The following is a 25988-nucleotide window of genomic DNA, read 5'->3' on the forward strand; positions in this document are numbered from 1 at the left end:
AGACTATTTATTTTCTAATTCCTTTTTATAAAGAGCTATATTATCTGCAATAGACTTATCCAACTTTGGTTCAACAATATCTTTATATCTCTTCATTTCCTCTAAAATCACTTTTGCCACAAGTACCCTTGCTGTCTCCTTATTATCCGAAGGAATAACATACCAAGGGGCATGAGGCTTTGAGGTTCGATTGATAGCATCTTGATAATAGTCTTGATATTCATCCCAATGCTCGCGCTCCTTGAGGTCTCCAGGAGAAAACTTCCAGTTGTGCTTTTCTTTATTAAGCCTTCTCAAGAGCCGTTGCCTCTGCTCCTCTTTTCCCAAATGAAGGAAAAACTTCAGAACGATTACTCCATTCTGGCTTATATGAGATTCAAAATTATTGATTTGATCAAATCGATTTTCCCAGAAAGCAGGCGTTATATCATCAACAGATTCAATCCCTGGGATATTCTCATTTAGAATATATTCTGGATGAACCCGAGTTACTAAGACATTTTCATAATGAGTTCGGTTAAAAACAGCATACTTCCCTCTCTCTGGAAGTGCCACATAATGTCTCCAAATAAAATCATGCTCTAATTCTCTCTTTGAAGGTGTTTTAAAACTATGCACTACTACTCCTCTTGGATTAAACTCCTTAAAAACTTCACGAATAAGACTATCTTTTCCTGCGGTATCCATCCCCTGAAGGCATATTAAAACCGAATATTTATTATGGGCATACATGGTATCTTGATGCTCACTCAATTCCTCACGATACTCATTCAGCTTCTTGGATTTCTTTTTCTCAGAAGTTTCTAAATCCAGAAATGTTGGAGTAGTTTTTAAGTCAATAGGATTACTGACCTTCAAATTTTCAATATCGACATGTCTCATAATAAAAACTTTATTCAATAAAAATTTAGCTTAAAAGCATAAACCAAGATAATATTTTAAATTGAAGCCTGAAGACTTCTTCTAAATTTTGATTTTATAAAAAGCCACCCACTCTATTTAGAAATGACATTAACCCCAAAAACAGATTTATTAAAAAACAGGTATTTAGCATTAGATGTATTGAGAGGATTGACCATCGCTTTTATGATAGTAGTAAATTCTGCTGGCGACTGGTCCAACCTATATGCCCCATTGGCACATGCTAAATGGCACGGATTCACTCCCACAGACCTCGTGTTCCCCACCTTTCTATTCGTAGTTGGTAATGCCATGAGTTTTTCCATGAAAAAACTTCAAGAAATGCCAACTTCTGCTTTTTTTAAAAAAGTAGGAAAAAGAACTTTACTCATCTTTCTTATAGGCTGGTTACTCAATGCCTTCCCTTTTTATGACATATCTGAGACCGGAAACTTTAGCCTTATTAACATTACTGAAGTAAGACTGTTTGGTGTACTACAAAGAATTGCTCTATGCTATTTCTTTGCCGCTATCATCCTTTATATTGGAGGTGTAAGGTTAGGATGGATTTTTAGTGGCATAGCCCTATTAACCTATTGGGGAATCATGTATGTTTTTGGTGACAGCTCAGACCCCTATGGCCTAACAGGTAATGCTGCCATCAAACTAGATTTAAGCCTAATCGGTGTGGATAGAATGTATGGAGGTGAAGGAATTCCATTTGATCCAGAAGGTCTACTAAGCACCCTTCCATCCATCGTAAATGTAATAGCTGGATACATCATAGGTAAAATGGTTCAGAAGTATGGAAACACCCTAGAAAGTATTAAAAAGCTACTTATTGGTGCTGTAGTTTTAATTGTCTTGGCCTATATCTGGGACATTGTATTTCCTATTAACAAAAAGATATGGACTAGCTCCTATGTTCTACTTACCGTAGGAATAGATATGGTGCTTCTGGCTTTATTGGTTTATATCATCGAATTACAAAAAGTAAAAAACTGGACGTACTTCTTTGAAGTCTTTGGCAGAAACCCACTCATACTTTATGTTGCTTCTGGTATAGTCATTTCCCTTCTGAGTATGATACCTGTAGGTGAAACTACCTTGCGTGGGGTGATTTATCAAAACATTTTCACCAGTTGGTTAAATCCTAAAAATGCATCATTTTTCTTTGCCTTTACTTACATGCTAGTGATTTGGTTGATAGGTCTTTGGATGGACAAAAGAAAAATCTACATCAAGGTTTAATTCTAAAACACAGCAATTCAACTAACTCCATCAATCATTTGTAAAAAATCCCTGTTTGGTAATAAACAGGGATTTTTTTTGACCTTAAAATTGGAGTTTGGCGTTTTAGATATCGATGATTATCGATAAAAAAGAGTAATCATTGCTCCTATAAAACCCAAAGGGTTTCTTGACATGGTGGATGTTACAGGACATCCTGAGTTTATCTTAAAATCAGTCTTACCTAAACCCATGTTAAATTCTTAAGGTGTGGCTCCCAATTTTAGCAGATGCAATAATCGAATTACAGGAGATAATATTAATGTTTTGATCGATCATTTTTTAGTGAGTCAAGTGCTTCAAATTATTGGCAGAAAAACATGGAATCCTTATCTTGAAAAAGATAAAGTACTCATCCAAGACATCAGAATCCTACTTATATATGGTTCTGATTACTTCACAATCTATCTAAAATAAACTTTTAAAAGCTCTCAATATGGATCAGGCAGCAAAAACCATGATTGAAAATCTTCATAAAAAAACAGGGAAAAGTCTCGATGAATGGATCTCCATTGTGAAAAAAGAAAATTTTGCTAAGCATGGTGAGATCCTCAAATATTTAAAGACCAATCATGACTTTACCCATGGTTTTGCCAACCTTGTTGCTCTTAAAACTCTAAAATCTGATGCTGGATCAGTAAATGAAACAGATGAATTAATAACAAAACAATACAAAGGAAAAGAACATTTCCTCCCTTTATTCGAAAAGCTTAAGAAAGAAATAAGTGCGTTTGGCAAGGATGTGGAATTTGCTCCCAAAAACTCTTATGTCAGTGTCAGAAGAAAAAAGCAGTTTGCCTTACTTGTGCCAGCGACAAAGACACGATATGAAGTAGGTATCAATTTGAAAGGTCAAGAGCCGAAGGGGATACTTGAACTTGATACAAAATCCAGTGGAATGGTAAGCCATAGAGTAATGATTATCAATCCTGAAGAGCAATACTCCAAAGAACTCATCAATTGGCTAAAAAAAGCTTACGAAGCTGCTGGCTAAACTTACCATTTACAAAAAAAACGCAAAATTGATCAATAACTGAGGTGTTTATTTCCTATTTCAGAGATACCTTGGAAGTCAATTGACTTTCAAAAGCATGAAAAAATACGATCAGCCATCCCCCTATTATATCACCTTATTTTTTGTTTTTATCTTCTCATTATTTGGGAATTTATCTCAAGCTCAAATTACTGAAGACACCTATCACAGAGCTGAGTATTTTCTGAGCAATAACATTCAAAAAGAAGTTTATCACCTCTCGGTCAATCCAAACTGGCTGGAAGGAAAAACTAAGTTTTGGCACCAAACATACACGGAGGATGGCAAGCGTTTTTTTGTGACAGATATCTTGAAAAAGACTACCAAAGAAGCTTTTGACCATGATGAACTGGCAAGTCTTCTAAGTGAAAAAACTGATGGGGATATAGCTGCTAAAAATTTGCCTTTCAATCGAATCCAAATCAAAGAGAATGGGGAAATCAGTTTTGAGTGGAAAAACCAAAGCTGGACTTATTCGGAAGGGAACTTAGAATCGAAAAGAGCTTCTGATCGACCCAATAGGGATTATTCTGTTTCTCCCGATAGAAAGTGGAAAGCTTATGTAAAAAACTTTAATCTGTTTGTTGAGAATCTTGAAACCGGAGAAGAAAGTCAATTGAGTTTCGATGGAAAAAAAGATTACGAATACGCTTCTAATTGGGGTTGGTCTGATATGATTTATGGCGAAAATGGGGAGAGACCTGCTCATTTTAGAGTCAACTGGTCACCAGATTCAAAGAAAATTCAAACCCAAATTGTGGATTTGAGGCTAGCTGAGAAAATGTTGCTATTGGATAATAGTCAGGATGATAAATTTCGTCCACAACTCCAGGGCTATTACCGTGGGTCTCCAGGAGATACTACTGTAGTCACCTATATACCTATACTTGTTGATTTAGAAACAAAGAAACTCACCAAATTCAGTGAGTTAGCCCTACCCCATTTTATAGGAATGTATTTTAATTGGGATCGTGATAGTGAGCATATTTTTGGCACTTATTTACATCGTGGATTCAAAGCTTTCGACCTTTTAGAAATCGATGCTCAAACTACAGAAATCCGCAAAGTATATTCGGAAAGCTCCCCTACTCATGTGAACAACAATAATATTTTTAGGAGACTGGATAATGGTTCCTTTATTCTAGGCACTGAAAAGTCAGGCTGGAATCAATTGTACCTAATGAATTGGAAGTCCGGGGATTTGATCAATCGAATCACAGATGGAGAATATGTCGTGAAGAACCTACTTTATATAGATGAAGACAATGAGGTGATTTACTTTGAAGCAAATGGCAAGGAAGAAGGCGTAAACCCCTATTATTCTTTTGTTTATAAAGTTAATTTCGATGGATCAGAGCTTACCCTCTTGACGCCGGAAAACTCTTTTCATGATGTTTCTTATTCTCCAGGGAGTGATTACTTCGTAGACAATTATTCTACGGTTGCTGAACCGACCAACTCGGTTGTCAGAGAATTGAAAACAGGAAAAATTGTCCATGAAATTTCTAAAGCTGACATTTCAAATCTATTAGAAAGAGGATATCAAAGCCCAAAACAATTTACCGCAACTGCCAAAGATGGAAAAACCACCATTTATGGGATATATTATGTGCCTACCAACTTCTCCTCTAAAAAGAAATACCCTATAGTAGATTACACATACACCGGCCCCCATATTGACATTACTCCAAAGACCTTTAGCGGTGGTTTGGTGGGATTACAGCAACCCATGGCAGAGTTAGGTTTTGTGGTAGTCACAGTGGATGGATTAGGCACACATGGTAGAGGAAAAGCATTTAACGATGTTTCCTATAAAAACCTAGGTGATGGAACTACTGACCATGTATTGGCAATTAAAGAACTCGCTTCTCAGCATAAGTTTATGGATGTAGATAAAGTTGGAATTTTTGGTCACTCTGCTGGAGGTTATGATGCAGCAAGAGCCATCTTATTACATCCTGACTTTTATAAAGTAGCCGTTGCTTCTGCAGGTGACCATGACCATCGAATGGAAAAAGCTTGGTGGCCAGAAATGTACATGGGATATCCTGTAGGAGACTTCTATCATCAGCAATCTAATATCACCAATGCAGCAAACCTGAAGGGTCATTTGTTACTGGCTCATGGAGGAATAGACGAAAACGTAAACCCTTCGGCAACTTTCAAATTTGCAGAAGCTCTAATCAATGCAGGGAAGGACTTTGATCTATTCATCTGGCCAAGCCGAAATCATAGTTTTGGCAGGACAAATGGAGATTATTTTACAAAAAAACGCTGGGACTATTTTATTGAACACTTAATGGGAGAAGAACCCATTAGGCATTACAAAATAAAAACTGATTGATATTAAAGGGAAAAAAGAGAGGGGTTTGGAACTACATCCAAACCCCTCTCTTTTTAATCAACCTTCAATCTCCTTGAGCAAGTCTTCATACCAAGCCTCTCCATATTTCCGGATCAAGGCATCTTTTAGAAATTTATAAATCGGCACTTTTAAAGAAGATCCTAATTGGCAAGCCGGATCACAGATATGCCAGCGATCGTAATTCAAGGCATCAAATTCATCATATTTCGTCACTCTAATAGGGTACATATGACAGCTGATCGGTTTTTTCCAACTGATTTTACCATCTAGGTAAGCTTGTTCTATTCCACATTTTAGTATCCCTCTATCATCATACAAGGCATATGCACACTCTCTATTGTCTCCTATCGTAGGAGTTCCTTTATCTCCATCCTTATCTATCACCCAAGTACCCTGTTCTTTGATAGCTTGCCTTCCTTCTTCCGAAATATAGTCTTTGACAATGGGATAAATATCCTCGATTATTTTCGTTTCTTCTTCCTCTAAGGGAGCTCCAGCATCTCCTTCCACACAACAGGCACCTTTACAAGCCTCCAAATCACAAACAAAAAAGTTCTCTTTGATATCATCAGAAAGAACCGCATTTCCTACTAAAATCATAACCGGGTCAAATTTGAATCCAAATGTAAGCAAAGTGTTTCAAAAGGAATTTATGTTCTGGCTTTTTGAAAATCCTTTCTCTTCACATACACCCCTTTCTTAAGACTCGCTATCACATTTCCTGCTTCATCTTTGACTTCGCATGGAAACTCAACCACATGCTTTCCGTCCTTATTTGCAAGCTCTTTCACTCCTTGGATTTCGTCTTGACTTAGTGAAAACGTTGCGTAAACAACTCCTTTTCCAGGTTTTACAAAATCGATGGAAGCATACTTATCCCAAACGATATAATCTTCTCCCAAATTTGCGATTAAAATAAACATGAAAAACGGATCACACATGGAGTAAAGTGAGCCTCCAAAGGCAGTTCCAATCAAATTTCTATTAAACCAAGTCACCTTCAATCTCACTTTAAAAAACTTAAAATCATCAGAGTGCTCTACAACCTTTATCCCAGAGAAAAGAAAAGGTGGATACCAATTCACTAACCTGATTAACCTTTTAAATTTTTTATCACGACTCATAATTAAAATTTAACCGAATTATTTAAGACTATCCTTACTGTATAGAAAATATTTATACAGAAGACTATATATCAACCACTTAGTAAGCAGATCAAACTAAATCAACGCTTCAAAATTTTTTTAGGCTTCAAAAAATGCCTGAAGCAATTCACATTTCCTGAAAACCATTTTTAAAATAACTGAAACCTATCTGGAATAAAATTCCGTTCTTTACTTCGTGCAAGTCGTCTTGCCGTCCCGTACTTGAAAATTCAATTTCGATTGGATGTATTAGAGTTGCGGGGAGGAAAGTCCGGGCAACATAGAGCACCATACTTCCTAACGGGAAGGGGGCTAACTGGTGACGGTTAGTTTACAGACAGTGCCACAGAAAACAAACCACCTATTGGTTTTTAACCAGTGGGAAAGGGTGAAAAGGTGGGGTAAGAGCCCACCGCCCCGTCAGTGATGCCGGGGGCATGGCAAACCTTATGGGTTGAAAGATCAAATAGGTTCCGCTTTGGATTAAATTCCAAAAAAAGTTGCTCGCTTTTATGCGGAATGGGTAGATCGATGGATCCCGATTGTGAAGTCGGGACTAGATAAATGGCAGGAGCCCTGAATTTTTCAGGGAACAGAACCCGGCTTATAGACTTGCACTTTTTTCTATTAAATTCGAGACATGTCAAAGATTTTAATCATTGATGACGAAAAAGTCATCCGAGCTACATTACGTGAGATTCTAGAGTATGAAAAATTTGATGTTACAGAAGCCCAAGATGGTGCTGAAGGACTCAGTAAATTAACCGAGGAGGATTTTGATCTGGTACTTTGTGATGTCAAAATGCCAAAAATGGATGGGATTGAGGTTTTAGAAAAAGCCAAAGCCTTGGTAAAATCACCTCAGTTTATCATGATTTCTGCTCATGGCAGTATCGAAACTGCTGTCGAAGCCACAAAAAAAGGAGCCTTTGACTTCATCCCAAAGCCACCTGATCTCAATAGATTACTTTTGACCGTCAGAAATGCGCTAGAGAAGAAAAACTTAATTACTGAGACCAAAGTCTTAAAGAAAAAGCTTTCTAAAAAGCTGGACATGGTTGGTGATTCACCTGCAATAAAGCATGTGAAAGAAACCATTGAAAAAGTTGCTCCCACAGACGCTCGTGTGCTAATCACAGGCCCAAATGGAACGGGAAAGGAATTGGTTGCGCATTGGGTTCACGCAAAAAGTAACAGATCTTCCAACCCTTTTGTGGCAGTAAACTGTGCTGCGATCCCTTCAGAACTTATTGAAAGCGAATTATTTGGTCATGAAAAAGGGGCATTTACTTCGGCGCATAAACAACGTCAAGGAAAATTTGAACAAGCTCAAGGAGGCACACTATTCTTAGATGAAATTGGTGACATGTCCCTTTCAGCTCAATCAAAAGTCCTTCGAGCTTTACAGGAAAATTTGATCAATCGAGTCGGAAGCGACAAAAACATCAAAGTGGATGTTAGAGTACTTGCGGCTACTAATAAAGATTTGAAATCCGAAATTAAGGAAAACAATTTCAGAGAGGATTTGTATCACCGGTTAAGCGTGATTTTGATTCAGGTACCTGCATTAAAAGAAAGAAAAGAAGATATCCCTCTATTGGTCGACAAGTTTTTAGAAGATATCGCTGCTGAAAACGGATCACCCAAAAAGACGATCTCCACGGCCGCAATTAAAAAGCTTCAGGAGTTTCCCTGGACAGGAAATATTCGTGAATTAAGAAATGTAATTGAACGTCTGGTAATTCTAGGAGAACCAGAAATCAGTATTGAGGATATAAAAAAATATGCTGACTATTAAGGTCAGCATTATTTTTAACTATTCGGTTTTTCAGTAGTTGGAGCTTTTGCGTAAGCTGGACATGGTTTACTGGAAGCACATGCTCCTAATGCCATGATCCCTACTAATAATGCGATTGTTGCTAATTTTTTCATAGTTCCTGTTTTATACTGACCAAATATGTTGATTAATTCTAAGTATTGCAATTATTGAACCAGAAGGTTACATCCTCTAATTTCACTATTATCAAACCTTCCCAATACCTCCAAACATCCTTCCTCATCAATTCTTCCCAAATCTTGAGTTTCTAAAAAAGCGCAAGAATGAAAATTACCTAAGTCAATGATGTTTATACCACCTTGTCGACGTGAAGACATGGCAAGGGGATCATTGGTATCTCTTAACAAAACGCGAATTGAAGCAGGTAAAGTATATTTCCCCATCCCTTTAGAATAGGCCTGTGACATCATTTCAGTCATACCATATTCAGAATGAATAAAGTCTAATCCAAAAAATGGCTTCAAGATCGCATGAACCTCCTCTCGAATCATTTCTTTCCTTCTTCCTTTCATCCCTCCTGTTTCCATCACTATCAAGTTATCCATTTTTGGAAATTCTCTCCCTGACTCTGCTAAATCAAGTAAGGCAAAAGTTACTCCTAGCAAAAGTACTTTTTTGGAGTCTCCCGCCAACTCCTTCATTTTAGCTATCAATTCCTCCTGGTTGTACAGATAAAACCCAGAATGAGACGAATGACTTTGGTTGATAAAATGCTCGGCCATACTCACAAGGCTGCTACCCTTTCTTTCCAAATAAGCTGGTAGAAGTGCTAACACATGGAATTGATCTAATGGACCATAAGAGGATTCGAAAATCCTCTGAGCATGGTTTAAATACCATTTTTCAGACCAAATGTAATGCTTACTCGTGATCATACCGGTGGTCCCACTACTTGAGTAGTATCCATTATATTGGTTTGAGTCTCCACTGATGACCTCAAAATCCTTGAAAAAACGAATTGGCAAAAACGGAATATCTTCCAGTTGTTTCACTTGAGAGACATCCACTTGACGCGCATCAACGTATTTTTTATAAATTTGATTTTCCGATGCCTGAAATCGAAAAAGCTCAAGCGCTAGGGATTCAAAATCCTTGAATTTTAAATCCTTTATGCGTTCTGAAAAACTTTTAAAATCCTGCATCGTTTTATATTTTGCATAGTCCTAACGGAACTATTCACCTTGAAGGATGTAAATTTACTTTCACCCTATGCGATTCAAAAACTATTCAGGAATATTCTTTTTAGCAGCAGCAAGTTTTTCATGTGTCAACGCACCTGACAACTTCCCTACTACTCCTGAAATCAAATTTTCAAATATTGAATTTGTAGAGACAGCTGGACCAGATTCTCTAATTGTTTCTATAGATTTCAAAGACGCTGAAGGAGATTTGGGCTTAGGCGCCACAGAATTTGACCCTCCTTATAACCCTGTTGAATATCAACGCAACAGTGTAGGAGAATTGATTAATTACAGCAACAGGCCTTCAAACGCTCCAGACTACAATCCAATTGACTGGATCATCGACCCCATCGTCAATAATGCGGTCGTAAATGATACCATTTGGGTGGTACAAAACCCTAATCAATATAATATCTTCATTAACTTTTATATCAAGAGAAATGGGCAATTTACGGAGTTTAAATGGCAAGATCCTCCCTATTTCACTACTTTTAATGGACGTTTTCCAAAAATCTTAAATAACGAAAATAGTCAAGCGATTGAAGGAAACATTAAATATAGTATGCTCTCTTCAGGATGGAATTCTATTTTTAGAAATGACACGATAAAAGTTGAGGTCAGAATTCAAGACCGTCAACTCAATGCCAGCAACATGGTATCGAGCCCTGAAGTCACCTTGCAAAGCATAAGAAAAGACTAAAACAAAACCCCTTTCTTCAGGAAAGGGGTTTTGTTTTTTCTTAAGTTACTTAGTAATCAGAATGTTGGAAATGTTTTAGGATCTACCTCATTCATTACAGCATAAACTTTTTCTACTACATCTTCAATGCTTGGTTTAGAGAAGTAATCTCCATCTGAAGAATAAGCTGGACGATGAGCTTTAGCTGCCAAAGTCAATGGTTCTGAATCCAGGAACTTAAACAAATCCTGCTCTTCTATCACTTGCTGCATCATGAAGGCAGAAGCGGCACCAGGCACATCCTCATCTGCAAAGATCACTCGATTGGTTTTCTTGATGGACTCACCGATGATTCCATAAGTATCGAATGGCAATAAGGTTTGTGCATCGATTACCTCCACATCAATTCCCAACTCAAACAATTCTTCTGCTGCTGTCATAACGATTCTGCACATAGAACCATAGGTGACAACCGTCAAATCTTTTCCTTCTCTCAATACTTCTGGCTTGCCTATCGGCACGGTATACTCCCCAATATTATTTGGAAGCTTTTCTTTCAACCTATATCCGTTCAGACTTTCCACCATAATAGCGGGTTCGTCCGACTTCAATAGTGTCGCGTACATTCCTGCTGCTTGGGTCATATCTCTTGGGACACAAACTACCATTCCTCTTAGCGAGGACAAAATCATTCCCATAGGTGAACCTGAGTGCCAAACGCCCTCTAGCCTATGCCCTCTTGTACGAATAATCAATGGCGCTTTTTGACCACCTTTTGTTCTATATTGTAAACAAGCCAAATCATCTGATAGCATTTGTAAACCATAGAGCATATAATCCAAATATTGGATTTCAGCAATCGGTCTTAGGCCTCTTAAGGCACTTCCTATTCCCTGCCCAACAATAGTAGCTTCACGAATTCCCGTATCCGAAACTCTTAAATCACCATACTTGGCCTGTAATCCAGAAAACGCCTGATTTACATCTCCAATCATACCCACATCTTCCCCAAAGGCAAAGAATTCAGGATATTTATCAAGTGCATAATCAAAAAATGACTGTAACACTTCTCTGCCATCCACTAATGGCGAATTTTCATCATACTCAGGTTTAACTTCCTGAATATTACCTACCCTCCATTCTGATTGGCTATAAAGGTGACTGTTATATCGATCGTGGTTGATTTCCTTTTGTCCATCGTACCAATCTTTAAGAGCTGTTTTAGATGCTCCCTGATCATAGCGTAAGGCTAATAACGCTTTTCGAACAGTAGAAATAACATCCTTTCTGATAGGATTAATTGTGCGAGTCAGTTCTTCCGCCATCTGATTCAACAGCACTTTTCTCGAACTATCCTCTGCAGCCTCTCTTATAAGAGCAATCGCTTCTTGAAAGTCCGATTTAATTTCTTTAGAAAATTCCGCCCAGGCTGTCTCCTTTTGTTTCTTCACATCCGCCTTAACAGTAGCTTCTATCTTATCCAAGGTTTCGGCAGTGGCTATTTCAGAAGAAAGAATGTACTCCCTAAATTTCCTAATGCAATCCCAGTCTTTTTCCCACTTTAGCCTTTCTGCGGATTTGTATCTTTCGTGTGAACCGGAAGTAGAATGTCCTTGTGGTTGAGTCATTTCTTCCACATGGATCATCACTGGCACGTGTTCTTCTCTTGCTAAGGTACCGGCATCAAAAAATGCATTCATCAAAGCTTCATAATCCCAACCTTTTACTTTGATGATTTCTATCCCTTTCTGACTATCCGTTCTTTCAAATCCTGCCAAAGCATCTGAAATACTTCCTTTGGTGGTGTGGAATTCTTGAGGCACAGAAATCCCATAAGCATCATCCCAAATCGAAATGACCATTGGCACCTGCATCACTCCGGCTGCATTGATTGTTTCCAAAAACAAACCTTCAGAAGTTGAGGCATTTCCTATGGTACCCCATGCAACCTCGTTACCTTGTTTTGAAAATTTAGTAAGCCCTTTAAGGCCTTTATTTTGTCTATATAACTTTGAAGCAAATGCTAACCCCAAAAGTTTTGGCATCTGCGCTGCAGTAGGTGAAATATCTGCTGCTGAATTATACTTCTTTGTTAAATCTTTCCAGCTGCCATCTTCATTTAATGACCTGGTAGCAAAATGACCATTCATTAGTCTTCCTGCACTTGCTGGTTCAGCATCAACATTGGTATGTGCATAAAGCTGAGCAAAATATTGCTGAACAGTCAACTCCCCTAAGGCCATCATAAATGTCTGATCACGGTAATAACCAGATCTAAAATCTCCAAGTTGGAAAGCTCTTGCCATAGCGATTTGAGCGAGTTCCTTACCATCTCCAAAAATCCCAAATTTCGCTTTTCCCATAAAGACTTCCTTCCTACCAACTAGGGAGGCATGCCTACTTAAAAGTGCAACTCTAAAATCTTCTAAAATTGACTCTTTAGTAAAATTGGGTGAATGTTGATTTTTTGGAATTGGGTGTACTTCTGCCATAAATCGATTAGTCTAAAATTATTTTGGGCATATAATTGCTAACTACTAGCATATTCCAAAAATAGCCAAAACCTGTATTTTTACAAATTTACTAATCAGAAATTTTCGATTAAATATTTGGAAAGAGACGATTATTACAATTGACTACAAAATATAATTTTGTAAAAAATTATTTGTCAGCTAAAAAGATTGATAAAATCCTTTTCCAGAAGTAGAAGGTAACAATTTTTTCCACAGAAAAAAATTTTCCAAATTAAACTTGTTTAAAACTCATTTATTAAAAGATTCATAAAATTAGAATTCTTAAACAGAATATTATTTTGATTTCAAAGTTTTTTCGAAATCATACCAAATACTATTCTTTAAACTGCTTTTCAGTTTATTTTTGTGTTGTATCTTTGTAAACATTTATACAAATCCAAATTTACGAGCCATGATTATAGGTGTTCCTAAGGAAATCAAAAACAACGAAAATCGTGTAGCACTAACCCCCGCAGGTGCTAAAGAATTGGTCAAAAGAGGTCATACCGTTTATGTACAACATACTGCAGGTGAAGGGTCTGGCTTTCTAGATGAAGCCTATGTAGAAGCTGGTGCAAACATACTTCCAACCATTGAAGCTACTTATGAAATAGCTGAAATGATTATGAAGGTAAAAGAACCTATTGAACCAGAATATAAATTGATTAAAGAAGATCAATTGTTGTTCACTTATTTCCATTTTGCTTCTTACGAGCCTTTGACTAAGGCCATGGTCGAAAACAAATCGGTTTGTTTGGCATATGAAACAGTAGAAAAAGCAGATAAAAGCCTTCCCTTATTAGTTCCAATGTCTGAAGTGGCAGGAAGAATGGCTGTTCAAAAAGGAGCCAACTACCTTGAAAAACCCCTTCAGGGAAAAGGTATTCTTCTTGGCGGAGTACCAGGAGTTCTTCCAGCAAAAGTATTAATCTTAGGTGGAGGTATTGTAGGTACTCAAGCTGCTTGGATGGCAGCAGGACTAGGTGCAGATGTTACCATCATGGACGTTTCTTTGGCAAGAATGAGGTATTTATCAGATGTGATGCCTGCCAACGTAAAAACAATGATGTCTAACGAATACAATGTTCGTAAGATGATCCAAAATCATGATTTGATCATTGGTGCAGTTTTGATCCCAGGCGCAAAAGCTCCTCACTTAATCACTCGTGATATGCTGAAGGATATGCAACCGGGAACAGTACTTGTAGATGTGGCAGTAGATCAAGGAGGATGTATCGAAACTTGTAAGCCAACAACGCATCAAGACCCTACTTTTATCATTGACGATGTGGTTCATTACTGTGTTGCTAATATGCCTGGAGCAGTACCTTATACTTCTACCCTAGCATTAACAAACGCAACACTTCCTTACGCAATCCAATTAGCTGATAAAGGTTGGAAAAAAGCAGCTCAAGAAAACCCAGAGTTAGTCCCTGGATTAAACATCATTTCTGGAGACATTGTCTATCAAGCAGTTGCAGAAGCATTTGATATGGATTACACTCCTGTAATAAAATATCTTGCTGATTAAAACAATCACGAACTTTATTTAGAGCCTTTCAGTCATCTGAAAGGCTTTTTTTATGCCTAAATAATTCTAACCAATCATTAGAATCGACAGAGTTTATATACTTAAAGAAATAGAAAAATCTATTTAAGCTAAATTGGATAGCTATCACAATGTAATTATTCATATATTTATTTAAATTTTTACATCCTTTAATCTTCACAATATGAAAAAGCTTCTAGTATTAGTTACCATGGTTTTGATTTCCTTCTCTGGATTTTCTCAGATCAAGTCAAAAGCATCCGTAGGTCTTTCATTTTCTAATTTCTCCAATGATGTCAATGAAGCCAAAGCTCAACCTGGCTTTCAACTCGGTACCAATTTAATTTTTGGTAATAAATTCTACTTCGAGCCTGGGATTTTCTATCTCGCCAAGTCTACTGAATTTGTTACTGAAAACTCTACCGGTTCAACAACTAATTTCAGTGCAGATGTGAAAGGGTTTAGGGTTCCTGTAGGTGTCGGGGTAAATTTACTTGGCGATGGAACTTCAAATTTTGACATTCATGCCTCTGGAGGATTTTCAGGATATTTCATTACTGGAGTGGGTGACGATTTTGAAAAAGATGACTTTGAGAATCCGACTTGGGGAACATATTTGAGTGCAGGAATCGATATCTGGAAAATTTTTCTAGATGCTACCTACGAATGGTCATTGACTAATGTCCAAAAAGATGTCTCAGCAATAGACTTGGGCAAACATAGAAATCTCTATATCAACCTTGGAGTTAAACTCAATTTTGGCCAATAAATGTCAGTAAGAAGGAGTGCTTGAAAATGGTACTCCTTTTTTTATACAATTGACCCATTAAGAGTTAAATAAAGCATTCTTACTCCAAAGCCGATCATTATTGTCCCTACCACCTTGTTAAGGCCATTCATCATTTTAGGCGTCACCAAATGTGACAATTGTTTAGCGACATAAGCTTTTATAAGGTCAATACAAAAAACAGTGCCTAGAATCCCCAGATAATACACCATCACATCTCCTTGATCAAAACTCTTTTTCATCTGAACTATACTGGCAATAGAAATCCAGAATAGTAATACAAAAGGGTTGATCCCATTGATACTAAAACCTTTAATAAAAGCTGACCTTTTCTTGACTTGAGGAATTAAAATACCTCCTGTATTGGGTCTAACAGGATTCTTTTTCACCAATGAAGATATTCCAAAACCAATTAAGATTAACCCTCCTGAGTATCCCAATACCTCTTGAAAATAGGTAGCACCTGACAAGTAACTAACCCCGAAATAAGTAAGTAAAACATAAAAACTATCACTACTTAGGATCCCCAAAGCTAGAGTAGCAGCATACCGGAACCCATGCTCCAAGGAGCTTTGAATCAAAGTGAAAAATACCGGCCCTACCAGCGCGGAAAGTAACAACCCCATGCTGAGACCTTCTATCAATGCTGTAGTCAAACCTCAAACCCTTTTTCTTTCAAATAATCTAGCCAAGACTGAGAGCGTTCACCTTTGAGAACACGTGGAAACTTATTTTGCCCTCCTTCTTTGCCAATAGATTTCATCCAGCCATAAAATTCTGCAGCAGGCAAAACCTTCAATTTCACCTGCTTTAAAGCATGCTTTCTTTCTACGGCGTAATCATCATTCAATTCTTTAAGATGTTGATCTAATTTTTCTTTAAATAAATCTTCATCTATTTTCTCATCACTTCCGATAAACCAATAATGTGCAAATAAACTACCATAGGGAACCCCTAATACAGTAAACTCACGAACATTCACATTCAAGTCTTCCGCGGCAAGTTCCACTCCTTTGTTCATATTGTCCACAGACAAATGCTCTCCACATAGACTTAAGTAGTGCTTTGTCCTTCCGGTGATGATAATTTCAGATTCTTCTTTTGAAACAAACCTGACCACATCACCAATTAAATACCTCCAAGCACCTGCGCAGGTACTGATCAAAAGGGCATAATCTACCCCTTCTTGTATTTCATCAATTTTTAAGGTTTGAGCATTGTCTTTAATATTTCCTTCCTCATCAAAGTTCTCATCTTTGAAGGGGACAAACTCATGAAAAATCCCATTATTCAAAACTAAACGCATTGACTTTCTATTGGGCAATGCTTGGAATGCCAAAAAGCCCTCTGATGCAAGATAGGTTTCAATGTAAATCATGGGCTTTCCTAACAGTTTTTCAAAGCCCTTTTTATAAGGTTCAAAGGAAACCCCACCATGAACAAAAATCTTAAGGTTAGGCCAAATTTCATGAATATTATCTACCTGATATTCTTCAATGATCTTTTCAATCAAAATTTGTAGCCATGCTGGAACGCCTACAATAATTCCAATATCCCATTTGGGAGCATTTTTTACGATTTGATCAAGCTTTTCGCTCCAGTTTTTATTTCTAGAAATCTTCTTTCCTGGTTTATAAAAACGTTGGAACCAAATAGGCAATCTCCCAGTAGTGATTCCGCTTAGATCTCCAGAAAAATAGGTTCCATTAAATTCTAGATCTGTGCTCCCTCCCAACATTAAAATTCCCTTTGTAAAAAGCGAGCCCGGTAATTCATATTTAGAAAGTGATAAAATTTGTCTCACACCAGTTTTCCTGATCGCTCTTACCATATCAGTCGTGATAGGGATAAATTTTGAGGTAGCTCCCGAAGTCCCACTGCTAAGTGCAAAGTACCTAACTTCACCAGGCCAGGTCACATTGGATCTTCCTTCCTGCAACAAATACCACCATTCAGCATGTATTTTATTGTAATCATAAATAGGAACTTGAGTTTTGTATCGATTGTAAAACTCATTATCTCCAAGTTTAAAGCCTCTAAGTATAGCCGAGAAATCATATTTTGATGCAATCTCTGTATGCCGAGCTTTAATTAAGAGTTTTTTAAGAGTGTCTTTTTGAAGTTCTAATGGGGAGGAATATTCCTGCTCCAAACTTTCTCTTAATCTGATGCCTCTTTTTAGTAAAGTACTGATGATCGCCATATCTTTGTTTTAGGCCTTGTGGGCAAAAGTGAAGCATAAAAATAGAAAATGGACATTAAAGCCAATCTCGAAAACGTAAAAAAAACTTTCGTCAACCCAAACTGTTTGTTGGTTGCTGTAAGCAAAACCAAACCAATAGCGGACCTGAAAGCTGCCTATGCTACCGGAATTCGCGATTTTGGTGAAAACAAAGTGCAAGAACTGCAGGATAAACATCCGGAATTACCAGAAGATATCCGTTGGCATATGATTGGACATTTACAGAGAAATAAGGTTAAATACATAGCTCCCTATGTGTATTTGATCCATGGAGTTGACTCATTTAAGCTGCTTAAGGAGATTAATAAACAAGGGGCGAAAATAGATCGAGTGATTTCAGTCTTACTACAAATTCATATTGCTGAAGAAGAAAGCAAATTTGGTTTTGATAAAGCTGAGCTGGAATCCATGTTTAAAGACGATCATTTTAAAGCTTTGACTCATGTCAAAATAAAAGGTCTCATGGGAATGGCCACTTTTACCCAAGATCAAAACCAAGTGAGAAAAGAATTCAAAAGTCTAAAAGGACTTTTCGAAGAATTAAAACAACAAGAGCTTCCAGACTTTGTTAAGATGGAAGAACTATCCATGGGAATGAGCGGAGATTACCTGATCGCACAAGAGGAAGGAAGTACCATGGTGAGGATAGGTTCAGCGATTTTTGGAGCAAGAGATTACAATCACTAATACATTTAAAAGGCAAAAAATGAATGGCAGACAAACAATAATGATCGCAGCGCTTTCTGGTGCTTTGGCAGTAGGAATTGGAGCATTTGGTGCGCATGGACTTGCCGACATACTTACAGCAAATGGCAGAATAGAGACCTATGAAACCGCTGTCAAATATCACTTTTACCATTCCTTAGCCTTATTATTGATAGGAACTATCTTATTGATAAAACCCAATTGGAAAAGCCTTCAATTTAGTATTTGGAGTATGATTTTGGGTATCCTTATTTTTCCTGGTTCACTTTATGCTTTATCCCTAACGGGCGTGACCTGGTGGGGAGCAGTTACACCTATCGGTGGTGTTTTCTTTATCATGGGTTGGCTAGGTTTATTTTATGCAGCTTTAAGAAATGATCAGATTGTCGTTGACTAAAAAAATCCTTTTCATATTCCTTCTCTTTTGTTTTAGCCAATTTTCTTATGGCCAACTAACTAGAGATCAATACCTCAAACTAGAGTCTGCTTTAGGAGATCAGAGTTTCTTTTCAAAACATCTTTCGGGCTTTGAACTCTATGATCTTGACAGCCAAACGGTGGTTTTTGAAAGAAACAGCGAGCAGCGATTCATCCCAGCTTCTACCACCAAGCTTTTCACTCTTTTTGCTGGAGTGTCTATCTTAAATGATTCCACTCAAACGCTCAGGTACACCACTCAGGGAGACACTATTCGAATATGGGGAGCTGGAGATCCAAGTTGGGGCTATAAAGAACTATATCAACCAGAATTCAAAAAATTTCTAGCGCCCTTTCAAACAGTGATTTTCTCAGATGCGAATCAGGATTCTCCAGCTTTTGGATATGGCTGGCAATGGGATGACTATTATTATGATTACTCAGCCGAGAGAACCTCTCTTCCCATTTTTGGAAATCTTGTACAGGTGAAGAGAAATGGAAATAGACCGGTTGTTTCTCCCAAAGTTTTTCAATCATCAGTTTACCCTACTCAAAGAAGCACACGAGAACTGGAAAGAGACTTTCATTCCAACAGGTTCTATTACAATCCAAACAACTTTCGAGGGCGAGAAGAATTTATCCCATTCATCTATAGCCCTGAATTATTTACCCAATTGGCAAGTGAAGCCACAGGGAAAACATGGATTTACCAATCCGATAGCTTACCCAAAGAAAACCAAGTTTGGAGAGCCTCTCCCCTCCTTCCAATTCTAAAAGAAATGATGTTGGAAAGCGATAATTTTTTGGCTGAACAAACGATGCTTATGGTCTCAGACCGGATTTTTCAACGTTTGGATACAGAAAGAGCCATCGAATACTTGCTAAAAACTTATCTTTTTGACCTACCAGATAAACCCCAATGGGTTGATGGTTCTGGTCTAAGTAGACATAATTTGATGACTCCAAGAACCATGGTTGCACTTTTCGAAAAGATCTATAGGATGCTTCCTGACGATCAACTCTATGAATTATTGCCCACAGGTGGAGTTTCGGGAACAATTGAAAATAGCTATCAAGCTCAGGAACCTTACATTTTTGCCAAAACCGGAACCATGAGTAATAACCATAGTTTAGTAGGCTTAATCAAAACCAAAAGTGGAAAAATCTATTGCTTTGCTTTTATGAACTCTAACTACCCGTACAAGGCTTCTGTAGTTCGTAGAGAAATGGAAAAAGTGATGGTAATGATAAGGGATATGTTGTAAGTTTTAGAATGCAAGTTTTGGATCCATGAGATAGACAACTCCCGGTCTTTGATTTGTGAATTTGATATAAAAATTTTTCAACAATTATACTTTATGGATCACTGTAGCAGATCAACTTAATCTTACGTACAGTTAAAAATAAGATCAACTTTTATCTCCTCAATATGAAAAAGGTCCTCATCCCCTTCCTATCTGTTTTAATTTTTCTTGCTTCTTGTAAGGATTCCGAGGAACCCGTAAGTGCCTGCGGTGTCACTGATCCAGTTGAAAATTTAGCTTGGCTAAATGATAGCATTACCAATATTGAATCAGGTGATTTTAAAGATGAAACCTACTTGGTCATGGCTACTTACGAAGGTCAAACTGTATTCTTTTTTGGGTATTGCTGCCCCAGTTGCTTATCAATCGCGATTACATTTTATGACTGCAATGGAGATGTTATAGAGGAACAAGGAATTATCAATAACCTGGAAAACCAACAGGTAATTTGGAAGTCAAGAAATTCAACATGTAATTTAGATTAACCAGAATAATATTAGTATTCAGGATAGAAATTAAAGTGAATACCCGCTTGGTATTTCCTGCATATCTCCACATCGCAGAAGAATAGGAAACAGCTCCTAGACAACAAATAAAAAAACCTTAATTTCACATCTTAGATTTGATTTTATTCTAAGATGCAAAAACGAGATTTTCTAAAATCCATAGGCCTTTTGGCTACCTCAATTCCTGCTTTTTCTTTTGCCCTTCCAGAAGGGAATCTAGCGAAGGAATTGAAACCTTATGCAATCAAAAAAGGTGATACCGTTGGGCTAATAAGCCCTTCTGCTGCCTCTTCTGACAGAATGCAATTCACTTTTGCAAAAGAGGCATTGGAAGCATTGGGATTCCAAGTAAAACTAGGAGACCATGCTATGAGTCGAAGAGGTCACTTGGCAGGCACCGATGAAGAAAGAGCGGGTGATCTCAACCAAATGTTTTCCGATAAAGAGGTAAAGGCAATCGTGAGTGTAAGAGGCGGATCTGGCGCTGCAAGAATCTTACCTCTTATTGATTATAAATCCATCTCGATAAACCCAAAACCGCTTTTGGGATATTCAGACATCACAGCTTTGCATTGTGCGATCCAATCACAAACAGGTTTGATCACTTTTCATGGTCCGATGGGATCAGGAAGTTGGAATAGTTTTAATGTAGATCAATTTGAGCGCATGTTCTTTGATCAGGAAAAAATCACATTTGAAAATGTACATGCAGAAAGTGACGATTTGGTAGTAAAGTCCAACCGGATTCAAACTTTAAAAGGAGGAATTGCTGAGGGTAAAATCCTAGGTGGAAACCTGACCGTTCTTACAGCAATTTCCGGTTCTCCTTATTACCCTGATTTTAAAGACGCCATTCTTTTTATCGAAGATGTTGGCGAAGATCCCTATCGCATTGACCGTATGATGAGCACTTTAAAACTCAATGGAACATTGGACCAAATTAAAGGGTTTATTTTTGGTCAGTGTAGCGATTGTGAGCCTGGAGGCGGTTATGGGTCCTTGACGGTAGATCAGGTTCTGGACGATTTTATTTTACCACTCAATATACCAGCATACTCTGGCGCGATGATTGGACATATTTCTAAGCAATTTATAATTCCTGTAGGAGCTCAAGTTAAAATGGATGCAGATGCGGGCACCTTTGTAATGACAGAATCCGTATTTGATTCATAACCTATGATAAAACCAACTTTCATATTACTTCTATTCACAGCTTTACTTGCCTGTGAAAAACCAAAGTCTGAACCGATGACGACAATGACAGACCCAAAAGTCAACAACCAAGATCCCTTAAATTATCTGGCATTAGGTGACAGCTATACCATTGGAGAAGGAGTTTCTGATACTGAAAGGTATCCAGTTCAATTAGTATCTCTGTTAAATCAGCAATCTGATTCAAAATGGGATTCTCCAAAAATCATTGCACAGACAGGTTGGACAGTCAAAGAATTAGACGAAGGAATAAACAATACCAGCCTTGAAGATCAGCCCTATGATTTGGTCACTTTATTGATCGGAGTAAACGACCAATATAGAGGTGGCTCGGTAGAAGAGCTTAAAGTTAACTTTGAGCAAATGCTTTTACGGGCAATTGGATTTGCTGGCAATTTGCCAAATCATGTCATTGTGATTTCTATTCCAGATTGGGGAGTGACGCCATTTGCTGTTTCCAATGGTAGAGACCCAGAACAAATTGCTTCAGAAATTAATGCATTTAATTCAGCACAGAAAGTAATTTGTGAGAAGTACGGTGTGGATTACGTGGACATTACCGAGGATTACCGAATCAATGGAAATGAAGCAGAAATGCTCGTTTCAGACAATTTGCACCCAAGTGGGTTGATTTATAAATCATGGGCAGAAAAATTAGCAGACCTAATAAAATCAAAAGCATATTGAAAACATTATTATTCATATTCACCATTTTCTTAACAGAAATGGGATGCCAAAAAGAGGAGGATACTATCGAAACTTGGTGGGTTAATTCCTCCAAAAAAGACTGTACAGGAGTTGGCCAAATGAGTTGCCTTCAAATCCAGAAAGGTCAATCAATTGATCCAAATGCCTGGGAATTTTTCTATGGAAAAATAGAAGGCTTTGAATATGAGGCGGGAAATATTTACCAGCTTAAAGTCAATGTCACTCCAAAAGAAAAGCCAGTCCCTGCCGATGCTTCTTCTCTTAATTATGAACTAGTATCTATTATATATAAAGAAATGGACAAAAAGCTTAGACTTACAAACATCTGGAAAGTAGTCAAAGCTGGTTCCGTAGAAAACCCTGTGAATCCTAAATCCAAAGAATCACTGGTATTTGAATTCAATGCTTCTGAGATGAGCTATTTTGGGGATTTAGGGTGCAATACAGTTCGTGGGAAAATTCAGGACTTAGATGAATCCAACCTTGTATTGGGTCCTGGAGCGAGCACAAAAATGGCTTGCATGGATATGAGCTCAGAAAACGCCATTTTACAGGCAATTTCTAAAATAAAATCTTACCAAATTGCAGATAATCAACTTACTTTGTTTGATGAGAATGGAGCGGAAGTAATGCTCCTTCAAGCTGTAGATTAATATTTCCACATGAAGATCATTTGCGTTGGCCGCAACTACGTGGCACATATAGAAGAATTACAAAACGAAAAACCTTCAAATCCAGTCGTATTCCTTAAGCCTGAAACTGCTGTCCTCAAAAAAGGAGCTCCTTTTTTCTATCCGGATTATTCTGACAACATACATTATGAAGGAGAAGTGGTTTTGAAAATCAACAAGGAAGGGAAATACATTGAGAAGAAATTTGCTCATCGATATGTAAGTGAAATAGGATTTGGTGTTGATTTTACGGCAAGAGACCTTCAGGATCAATGCAAAGCAAAAGGGCTTCCATGGGAAATTGCCAAAGCATTTAATGGTTCAGCTCCCATTGGCACTTTTATTCCTGTTGCTGAAATCCCAGACTTGAAAAACATAGACTTTCACCTTTCCATCAATGGAGAAGTCAAGCAAAAAGGAAATACCAGCTTAATGCTTTTTGATTTTGAGACGATCATAGAATACGTTTCCCAGTTTTTCATGCTTAAGAAGGGTGATTTAATATTCACGGGGACACCTGCAGGAGTAGGCCCAATTCACAAAGGAGATAGACTGGAAGGATTCATCGGTACGAAAAAACTGCTTGATTTTGAAGTTAAATAAATCATTCGCTCTCTTTCTACTTTTGTTTTCAACTGCATCCCTCCTTTTAGCGCAGGAAATCGATCATGGCTATTTCAAATCTCCGATCAAACCTGGTGGAAGAAACTACTTATCAGGAAATTTCGCAGAGCTCAGACCCAATCATTTTCACACGGGCTTAGACTATAAAACCGGAGGTGTCGAAGGCGAGCCTATCTTGGCTGCTGCTGATGGCTGGGTTTACCGTATCAAGGTTTCTTCTTTTGGATATGGAAACGTCATTTATTTAAGGCATCCCAATGGTAAAATCACCCTTTATGGTCACCTGAGAAATTTCAATAAAAAACTGGAAGACTTCATGCGGAAGAAAATGTATGAAGCTCAAGTGAATGAACTGGAGGTATATCCCGAGCCGGGAGAATTACCTGTGAAACAAGGCGAACGAATTGCAGACAGTGGAAACACTGGAGGTTCGGGTGGTCCTCATTTACATTTTGAAATCCGAGACAGCTTGGAACGCGCTATGGACCCTTTACTCTTTGGTTTCCCTGAAGTGAGGGACAAAACCCCTCCTACTCCTCAAAAAATAGCGATCGTGCCTTTAGATATTGATTCTAGAGTTAATGGAAAATTTGAACGATTGGAAATAACACCCACTTATACAGGCGGAAATTATGTTTTACCATCTACTGTTAAAATCACAGGAAAAGTAGGTTTGGAAATACAAAGTTTTGACCGTTTGGACGAAGCTAGTAACAGGAATGGCTTCCCTACATTCCAACTTTCAGAAGCAAACCAAGAACTCTTTTCCTTGGTAGTAAACAAAGTAGATTTTAACTACACACGTCAGTTTTTACTTCATACCTACCGAAATCGCTTTACAAAGCTTTATACTCAGAAGGACTTGAAATTTCAGTATTTCAATCCATCGGAACCAGAAACTGGACATTTGGAACTGGACCCAGGAGTTAAAAAGACCTATGAATTAGCTTTAGTCGATGCTTATGGAAACAAAAGAACTGTATCCATCCCTTTACAAGGACAGGATTTAGAACATAATGTCAATGATGGAACCGCTCCCAGCCGAGCACAGATTTCTTATCTTGGTAATATACTCAAAATCAAAGCTCCAATTTCACCGGATGGAGGACTGGCAAAATTCTATGTTGGGGCTCATGAATTTGAAATGCTCCCTGCTTATCAGAATTCTCAAAGTAGAACCTATTTATGGGACATGAATTTTGGGATTCCTGAAGAAGTGGATATTTGTTCTGAGGTAGTTTTAGTGGGCGTTGACGCAAGAGTCCCGGCAGATACAGACCAGCTTTTTGCAAATGAAAACGTGAAGATTCGGTTTTCTGAAAGAACCTTGTTGGAGGATTTATTTTTGAGATTGGAACAAAGTGGATCTCAAAACTCACCAAGACTTACTATTAACGACCCCTCGGAATATCTGTGGAATGAAATGGAAATCACTTGGGACCTGCCCAACTTTAATGGTGACAAAGACAAGCTTTTTGTCTATCAACAATCTTCTAATGGCAGAAAATCCTTCGTTGGTGGAGTTTGGGAAGGACAGTCAATCCGTTTTAAAACAAGAAATTTTGGTACTTTTGTTTTGGACACTGACAAAGTTGATCCGACGATCACTCCAATCCGGCTTAATTCAAATGAAATTCGGTTTAAAATTCAAGACAGTTCCTCAGGGATTGAGAAATTTGAAGCGAATGTAAATGGTAAATGGTTACTGATGCGATATGAATATAAGCAAGCCCTTATTTGGTCTGAAACTGAAAATGGTGAAGCACTTAAAGGGCCGGTTGTTCTTAAAGTAACAGACCGTGCCGGTAATGTCAAAGAGTGGACCGGAACTTTATAAAAGAATTGTTTTATTTAAAATAAGAAGTTGATGGAATTAGAAGTTGGGCAAATGGCCCCTGATTTTGAAGCAAAAATTGAATCTGGAGAAACTATAAAACTTTCAGATTATCGAGGAAAGAAAGTGGTCCTATATTTTTACCCAAAGGACAATACTCCAGGATGTACTGCACAAGCATGTAACTTAAGAGACAATTATGAGGCTTTACAAAAGGCTGGATATGTAGTTTTAGGGATCAGTTCTGATGCTGAAAAGTCACATCAAAAATTTATTGAAAAACAATCACTTCCCTTTTCATTGATTGCTGATCCAGAGAAAAAAGTTCATGAATTATATGGCACTTGGGTAGAAAAATCAATGTATGGGAGAAAATACATGGGCACCGCCCGAACTACTTTTGTTATTGATGAAGAAGGAAAAATTGCCGAAATCATCTCAAAAGTAAAGACGAAAGAACACACTGCGCAAATCTTAAAATAAACC

The 25988-nt window shown here is 37.8% G+C and carries 24 protein-coding genes and 1 other RNA gene; 18 read left to right on the forward strand and 7 right to left on the reverse strand.

Annotation, left to right across the window (positions count from 1 at the left end):
- Nucleotides 1-3 precede the first annotated feature (3 nt).
- Entirely contained in the window at nt 4-882 is an 879-nt protein-coding gene (locus ALPR1_RS12960; protein WP_008201297.1) for a PPK2 family polyphosphate kinase, read from the reverse strand.
- 123 nt (nt 883-1005) lie between these two features.
- On the opposite strand from ALPR1_RS12960, the gene ALPR1_RS12965 reads away from it, so the two are divergent.
- The 3 genes from ALPR1_RS12965 to ALPR1_RS12975 all read left to right on the forward strand — a co-directional run bounded on the left by ALPR1_RS12965 (nt 1006) and on the right by ALPR1_RS12975 (nt 5567).
- The gene (locus tag ALPR1_RS12965) at nt 1006-2151 is read left to right on the forward strand and encodes an acyltransferase family protein (RefSeq protein ID WP_008201299.1); all 1146 of its coding nucleotides are present in this window, start codon (nt 1006-1008) and stop codon (nt 2149-2151) included.
- A 475-nt stretch (nt 2152-2626) separates the two neighbouring features.
- Complete coding sequence (locus tag ALPR1_RS12970) at nt 2627-3184, forward strand: DUF5655 domain-containing protein (protein ID WP_008201302.1); 558 nt, start codon at nt 2627-2629, stop codon at nt 3182-3184.
- A gap of 97 nt (nt 3185-3281) precedes the next feature.
- Complete coding sequence (locus ALPR1_RS12975) at nt 3282-5567, forward strand: S9 family peptidase (protein ID WP_008201304.1); 2286 nt, start codon at nt 3282-3284, stop codon at nt 5565-5567.
- Between the two features lie 57 nt (nt 5568-5624).
- Here the strand turns inward: ALPR1_RS12975 and ALPR1_RS12980 are convergent, their stop codons facing one another.
- Together ALPR1_RS12980 and ALPR1_RS12985 are read right to left on the reverse strand one after the other, a co-directional pair.
- Complete coding sequence (locus ALPR1_RS12980) at nt 5625-6188, reverse strand: DUF3109 family protein (RefSeq protein WP_008201306.1); 564 nt, start codon at nt 6186-6188, stop codon at nt 5625-5627.
- A gap of 50 nt (nt 6189-6238) precedes the next feature.
- Entirely contained in the window at nt 6239-6712 is a 474-nt protein-coding gene (locus ALPR1_RS12985) for a DUF4442 domain-containing protein (protein WP_008201308.1), read from the reverse strand.
- 216 nt (nt 6713-6928) lie between these two features.
- Between ALPR1_RS12985 and rnpB the strand changes: the two genes are divergently transcribed.
- An RNA gene (gene rnpB / locus ALPR1_RS20470) (RNase P RNA component class A) lies at nt 6929-7356 on the forward strand.
- Nucleotides 7357-7373: 17 nt separating this feature from the next.
- Nucleotides 7374-8531 carry a sigma-54-dependent transcriptional regulator gene (locus ALPR1_RS12990; RefSeq protein ID WP_008201311.1) on the forward strand — a complete coding sequence of 386 codons (1158 nt, stop codon included), beginning with the start codon at nt 7374-7376 and terminating at the stop codon, nt 8529-8531.
- Nucleotides 8532-8716: 185 nt separating this feature from the next.
- Here the strand turns inward: ALPR1_RS12990 and ALPR1_RS12995 are convergent, their stop codons facing one another.
- The gene (locus tag ALPR1_RS12995) at nt 8717-9712 is read right to left on the reverse strand and encodes a LuxE/PaaK family acyltransferase (protein WP_008201314.1); all 996 of its coding nucleotides are present in this window, start codon (nt 9710-9712) and stop codon (nt 8717-8719) included.
- Between the two features lie 67 nt (nt 9713-9779).
- Here ALPR1_RS12995 and ALPR1_RS13000 point away from each other — a divergent pair, with 67 nt between their 5' ends.
- Nucleotides 9780-10451 carry a hypothetical protein gene (locus ALPR1_RS13000; RefSeq protein ID WP_008201316.1) on the forward strand — a complete coding sequence of 224 codons (672 nt, stop codon included), beginning with the start codon at nt 9780-9782 and terminating at the stop codon, nt 10449-10451.
- Between the two features lie 56 nt (nt 10452-10507).
- Here ALPR1_RS13000 and ALPR1_RS13005 read toward each other — a convergent pair whose 3' ends face one another.
- The gene (locus ALPR1_RS13005) at nt 10508-12922 is read right to left on the reverse strand and encodes an alpha-ketoacid dehydrogenase subunit alpha/beta (RefSeq protein WP_008201318.1); all 2415 of its coding nucleotides are present in this window, start codon (nt 12920-12922) and stop codon (nt 10508-10510) included.
- Between the two features lie 433 nt (nt 12923-13355).
- Here ALPR1_RS13005 and ald point away from each other — a divergent pair, with 433 nt between their 5' ends.
- Together ald and ALPR1_RS13015 are read left to right on the forward strand one after the other, a co-directional pair.
- Nucleotides 13356-14474 (forward strand): alanine dehydrogenase, encoded by a 1119-nt coding sequence (gene ald / locus ALPR1_RS13010; RefSeq protein WP_008201320.1) that lies wholly within the window; start codon nt 13356-13358, stop codon nt 14472-14474.
- A gap of 202 nt (nt 14475-14676) precedes the next feature.
- Nucleotides 14677-15261: an outer membrane beta-barrel protein gene (locus tag ALPR1_RS13015; RefSeq protein ID WP_008201322.1), complete on the forward strand. Its 585-nt coding sequence runs from the start codon at nt 14677-14679 to the stop codon at nt 15259-15261.
- A gap of 41 nt (nt 15262-15302) precedes the next feature.
- Here ALPR1_RS13015 and ALPR1_RS13020 read toward each other — a convergent pair whose 3' ends face one another.
- Together ALPR1_RS13020 and ALPR1_RS13025 are read right to left on the reverse strand one after the other, a co-directional pair.
- Nucleotides 15303-15935, reverse strand: coding sequence for a LysE family translocator (locus ALPR1_RS13020; RefSeq protein ID WP_008201324.1), 633 nt, complete (start codon nt 15933-15935; stop codon nt 15303-15305).
- Entirely contained in the window at nt 15932-17482 is a 1551-nt protein-coding gene (locus tag ALPR1_RS13025; RefSeq protein WP_008201325.1) for a GH3 family domain-containing protein, read from the reverse strand. The genes ALPR1_RS13020 and ALPR1_RS13025 overlap by 4 nt, the downstream gene beginning before the upstream one ends.
- Nucleotides 17483-17530: 48 nt before the next feature.
- Here ALPR1_RS13025 and ALPR1_RS13030 point away from each other — a divergent pair, with 48 nt between their 5' ends.
- The 10 genes from ALPR1_RS13030 (at nt 17531) to bcp (ending at nt 25985) form a co-directional block, all read left to right on the forward strand.
- Nucleotides 17531-18208 (forward strand): YggS family pyridoxal phosphate-dependent enzyme, encoded by a 678-nt coding sequence (locus tag ALPR1_RS13030; protein ID WP_008201326.1) that lies wholly within the window; start codon nt 17531-17533, stop codon nt 18206-18208.
- A 19-nt stretch (nt 18209-18227) separates the two neighbouring features.
- Entirely contained in the window at nt 18228-18623 is a 396-nt protein-coding gene (locus tag ALPR1_RS13035; RefSeq protein ID WP_008201327.1) for a DUF423 domain-containing protein, read from the forward strand.
- The gene (locus ALPR1_RS13040) at nt 18601-19908 is read left to right on the forward strand and encodes a D-alanyl-D-alanine carboxypeptidase (RefSeq protein ID WP_050776396.1); all 1308 of its coding nucleotides are present in this window, start codon (nt 18601-18603) and stop codon (nt 19906-19908) included. Before ALPR1_RS13035 ends, ALPR1_RS13040 begins: the two co-directional genes overlap by 23 nt.
- Before the next feature lie 164 nt (nt 19909-20072).
- Entirely contained in the window at nt 20073-20432 is a 360-nt protein-coding gene (locus ALPR1_RS13045; RefSeq protein WP_008201329.1) for a hypothetical protein, read from the forward strand.
- Between the two features lie 153 nt (nt 20433-20585).
- Nucleotides 20586-21626 carry a S66 peptidase family protein gene (locus tag ALPR1_RS13050; RefSeq protein WP_008201330.1) on the forward strand — a complete coding sequence of 347 codons (1041 nt, stop codon included), beginning with the start codon at nt 20586-20588 and terminating at the stop codon, nt 21624-21626.
- A 3-nt stretch (nt 21627-21629) separates the two neighbouring features.
- Nucleotides 21630-22352 (forward strand): SGNH/GDSL hydrolase family protein, encoded by a 723-nt coding sequence (locus tag ALPR1_RS13055; protein ID WP_237701542.1) that lies wholly within the window; start codon nt 21630-21632, stop codon nt 22350-22352.
- Nucleotides 22349-23026, forward strand: a complete 678-nt coding sequence (locus tag ALPR1_RS20365) for a DUF4377 domain-containing protein (protein WP_008201332.1) — start codon at nt 22349-22351, stop codon at nt 23024-23026. Before ALPR1_RS13055 ends, ALPR1_RS20365 begins: the two co-directional genes overlap by 4 nt.
- Before the next feature lie 9 nt (nt 23027-23035).
- Nucleotides 23036-23647 carry a fumarylacetoacetate hydrolase family protein gene (locus ALPR1_RS13065; protein WP_008201333.1) on the forward strand — a complete coding sequence of 204 codons (612 nt, stop codon included), beginning with the start codon at nt 23036-23038 and terminating at the stop codon, nt 23645-23647.
- Entirely contained in the window at nt 23634-25505 is a 1872-nt protein-coding gene (locus ALPR1_RS13070; protein ID WP_040303622.1) for a M23 family metallopeptidase, read from the forward strand. The genes ALPR1_RS13065 and ALPR1_RS13070 overlap by 14 nt, the downstream gene beginning before the upstream one ends.
- A gap of 30 nt (nt 25506-25535) precedes the next feature.
- Nucleotides 25536-25985, forward strand: a complete 450-nt coding sequence (bcp, locus tag ALPR1_RS13075; protein ID WP_008201335.1) for a thioredoxin-dependent thiol peroxidase — start codon at nt 25536-25538, stop codon at nt 25983-25985.
- Nucleotides 25986-25988: the final 3 nt, after the last annotated feature.

The sequence above is a fragment of the Algoriphagus machipongonensis genome (assembly GCF_000166275.1).
In the GTDB taxonomy this organism is placed as follows: Bacteria; Bacteroidota; Bacteroidia; order Cytophagales; family Cyclobacteriaceae; genus Algoriphagus; species Algoriphagus machipongonensis.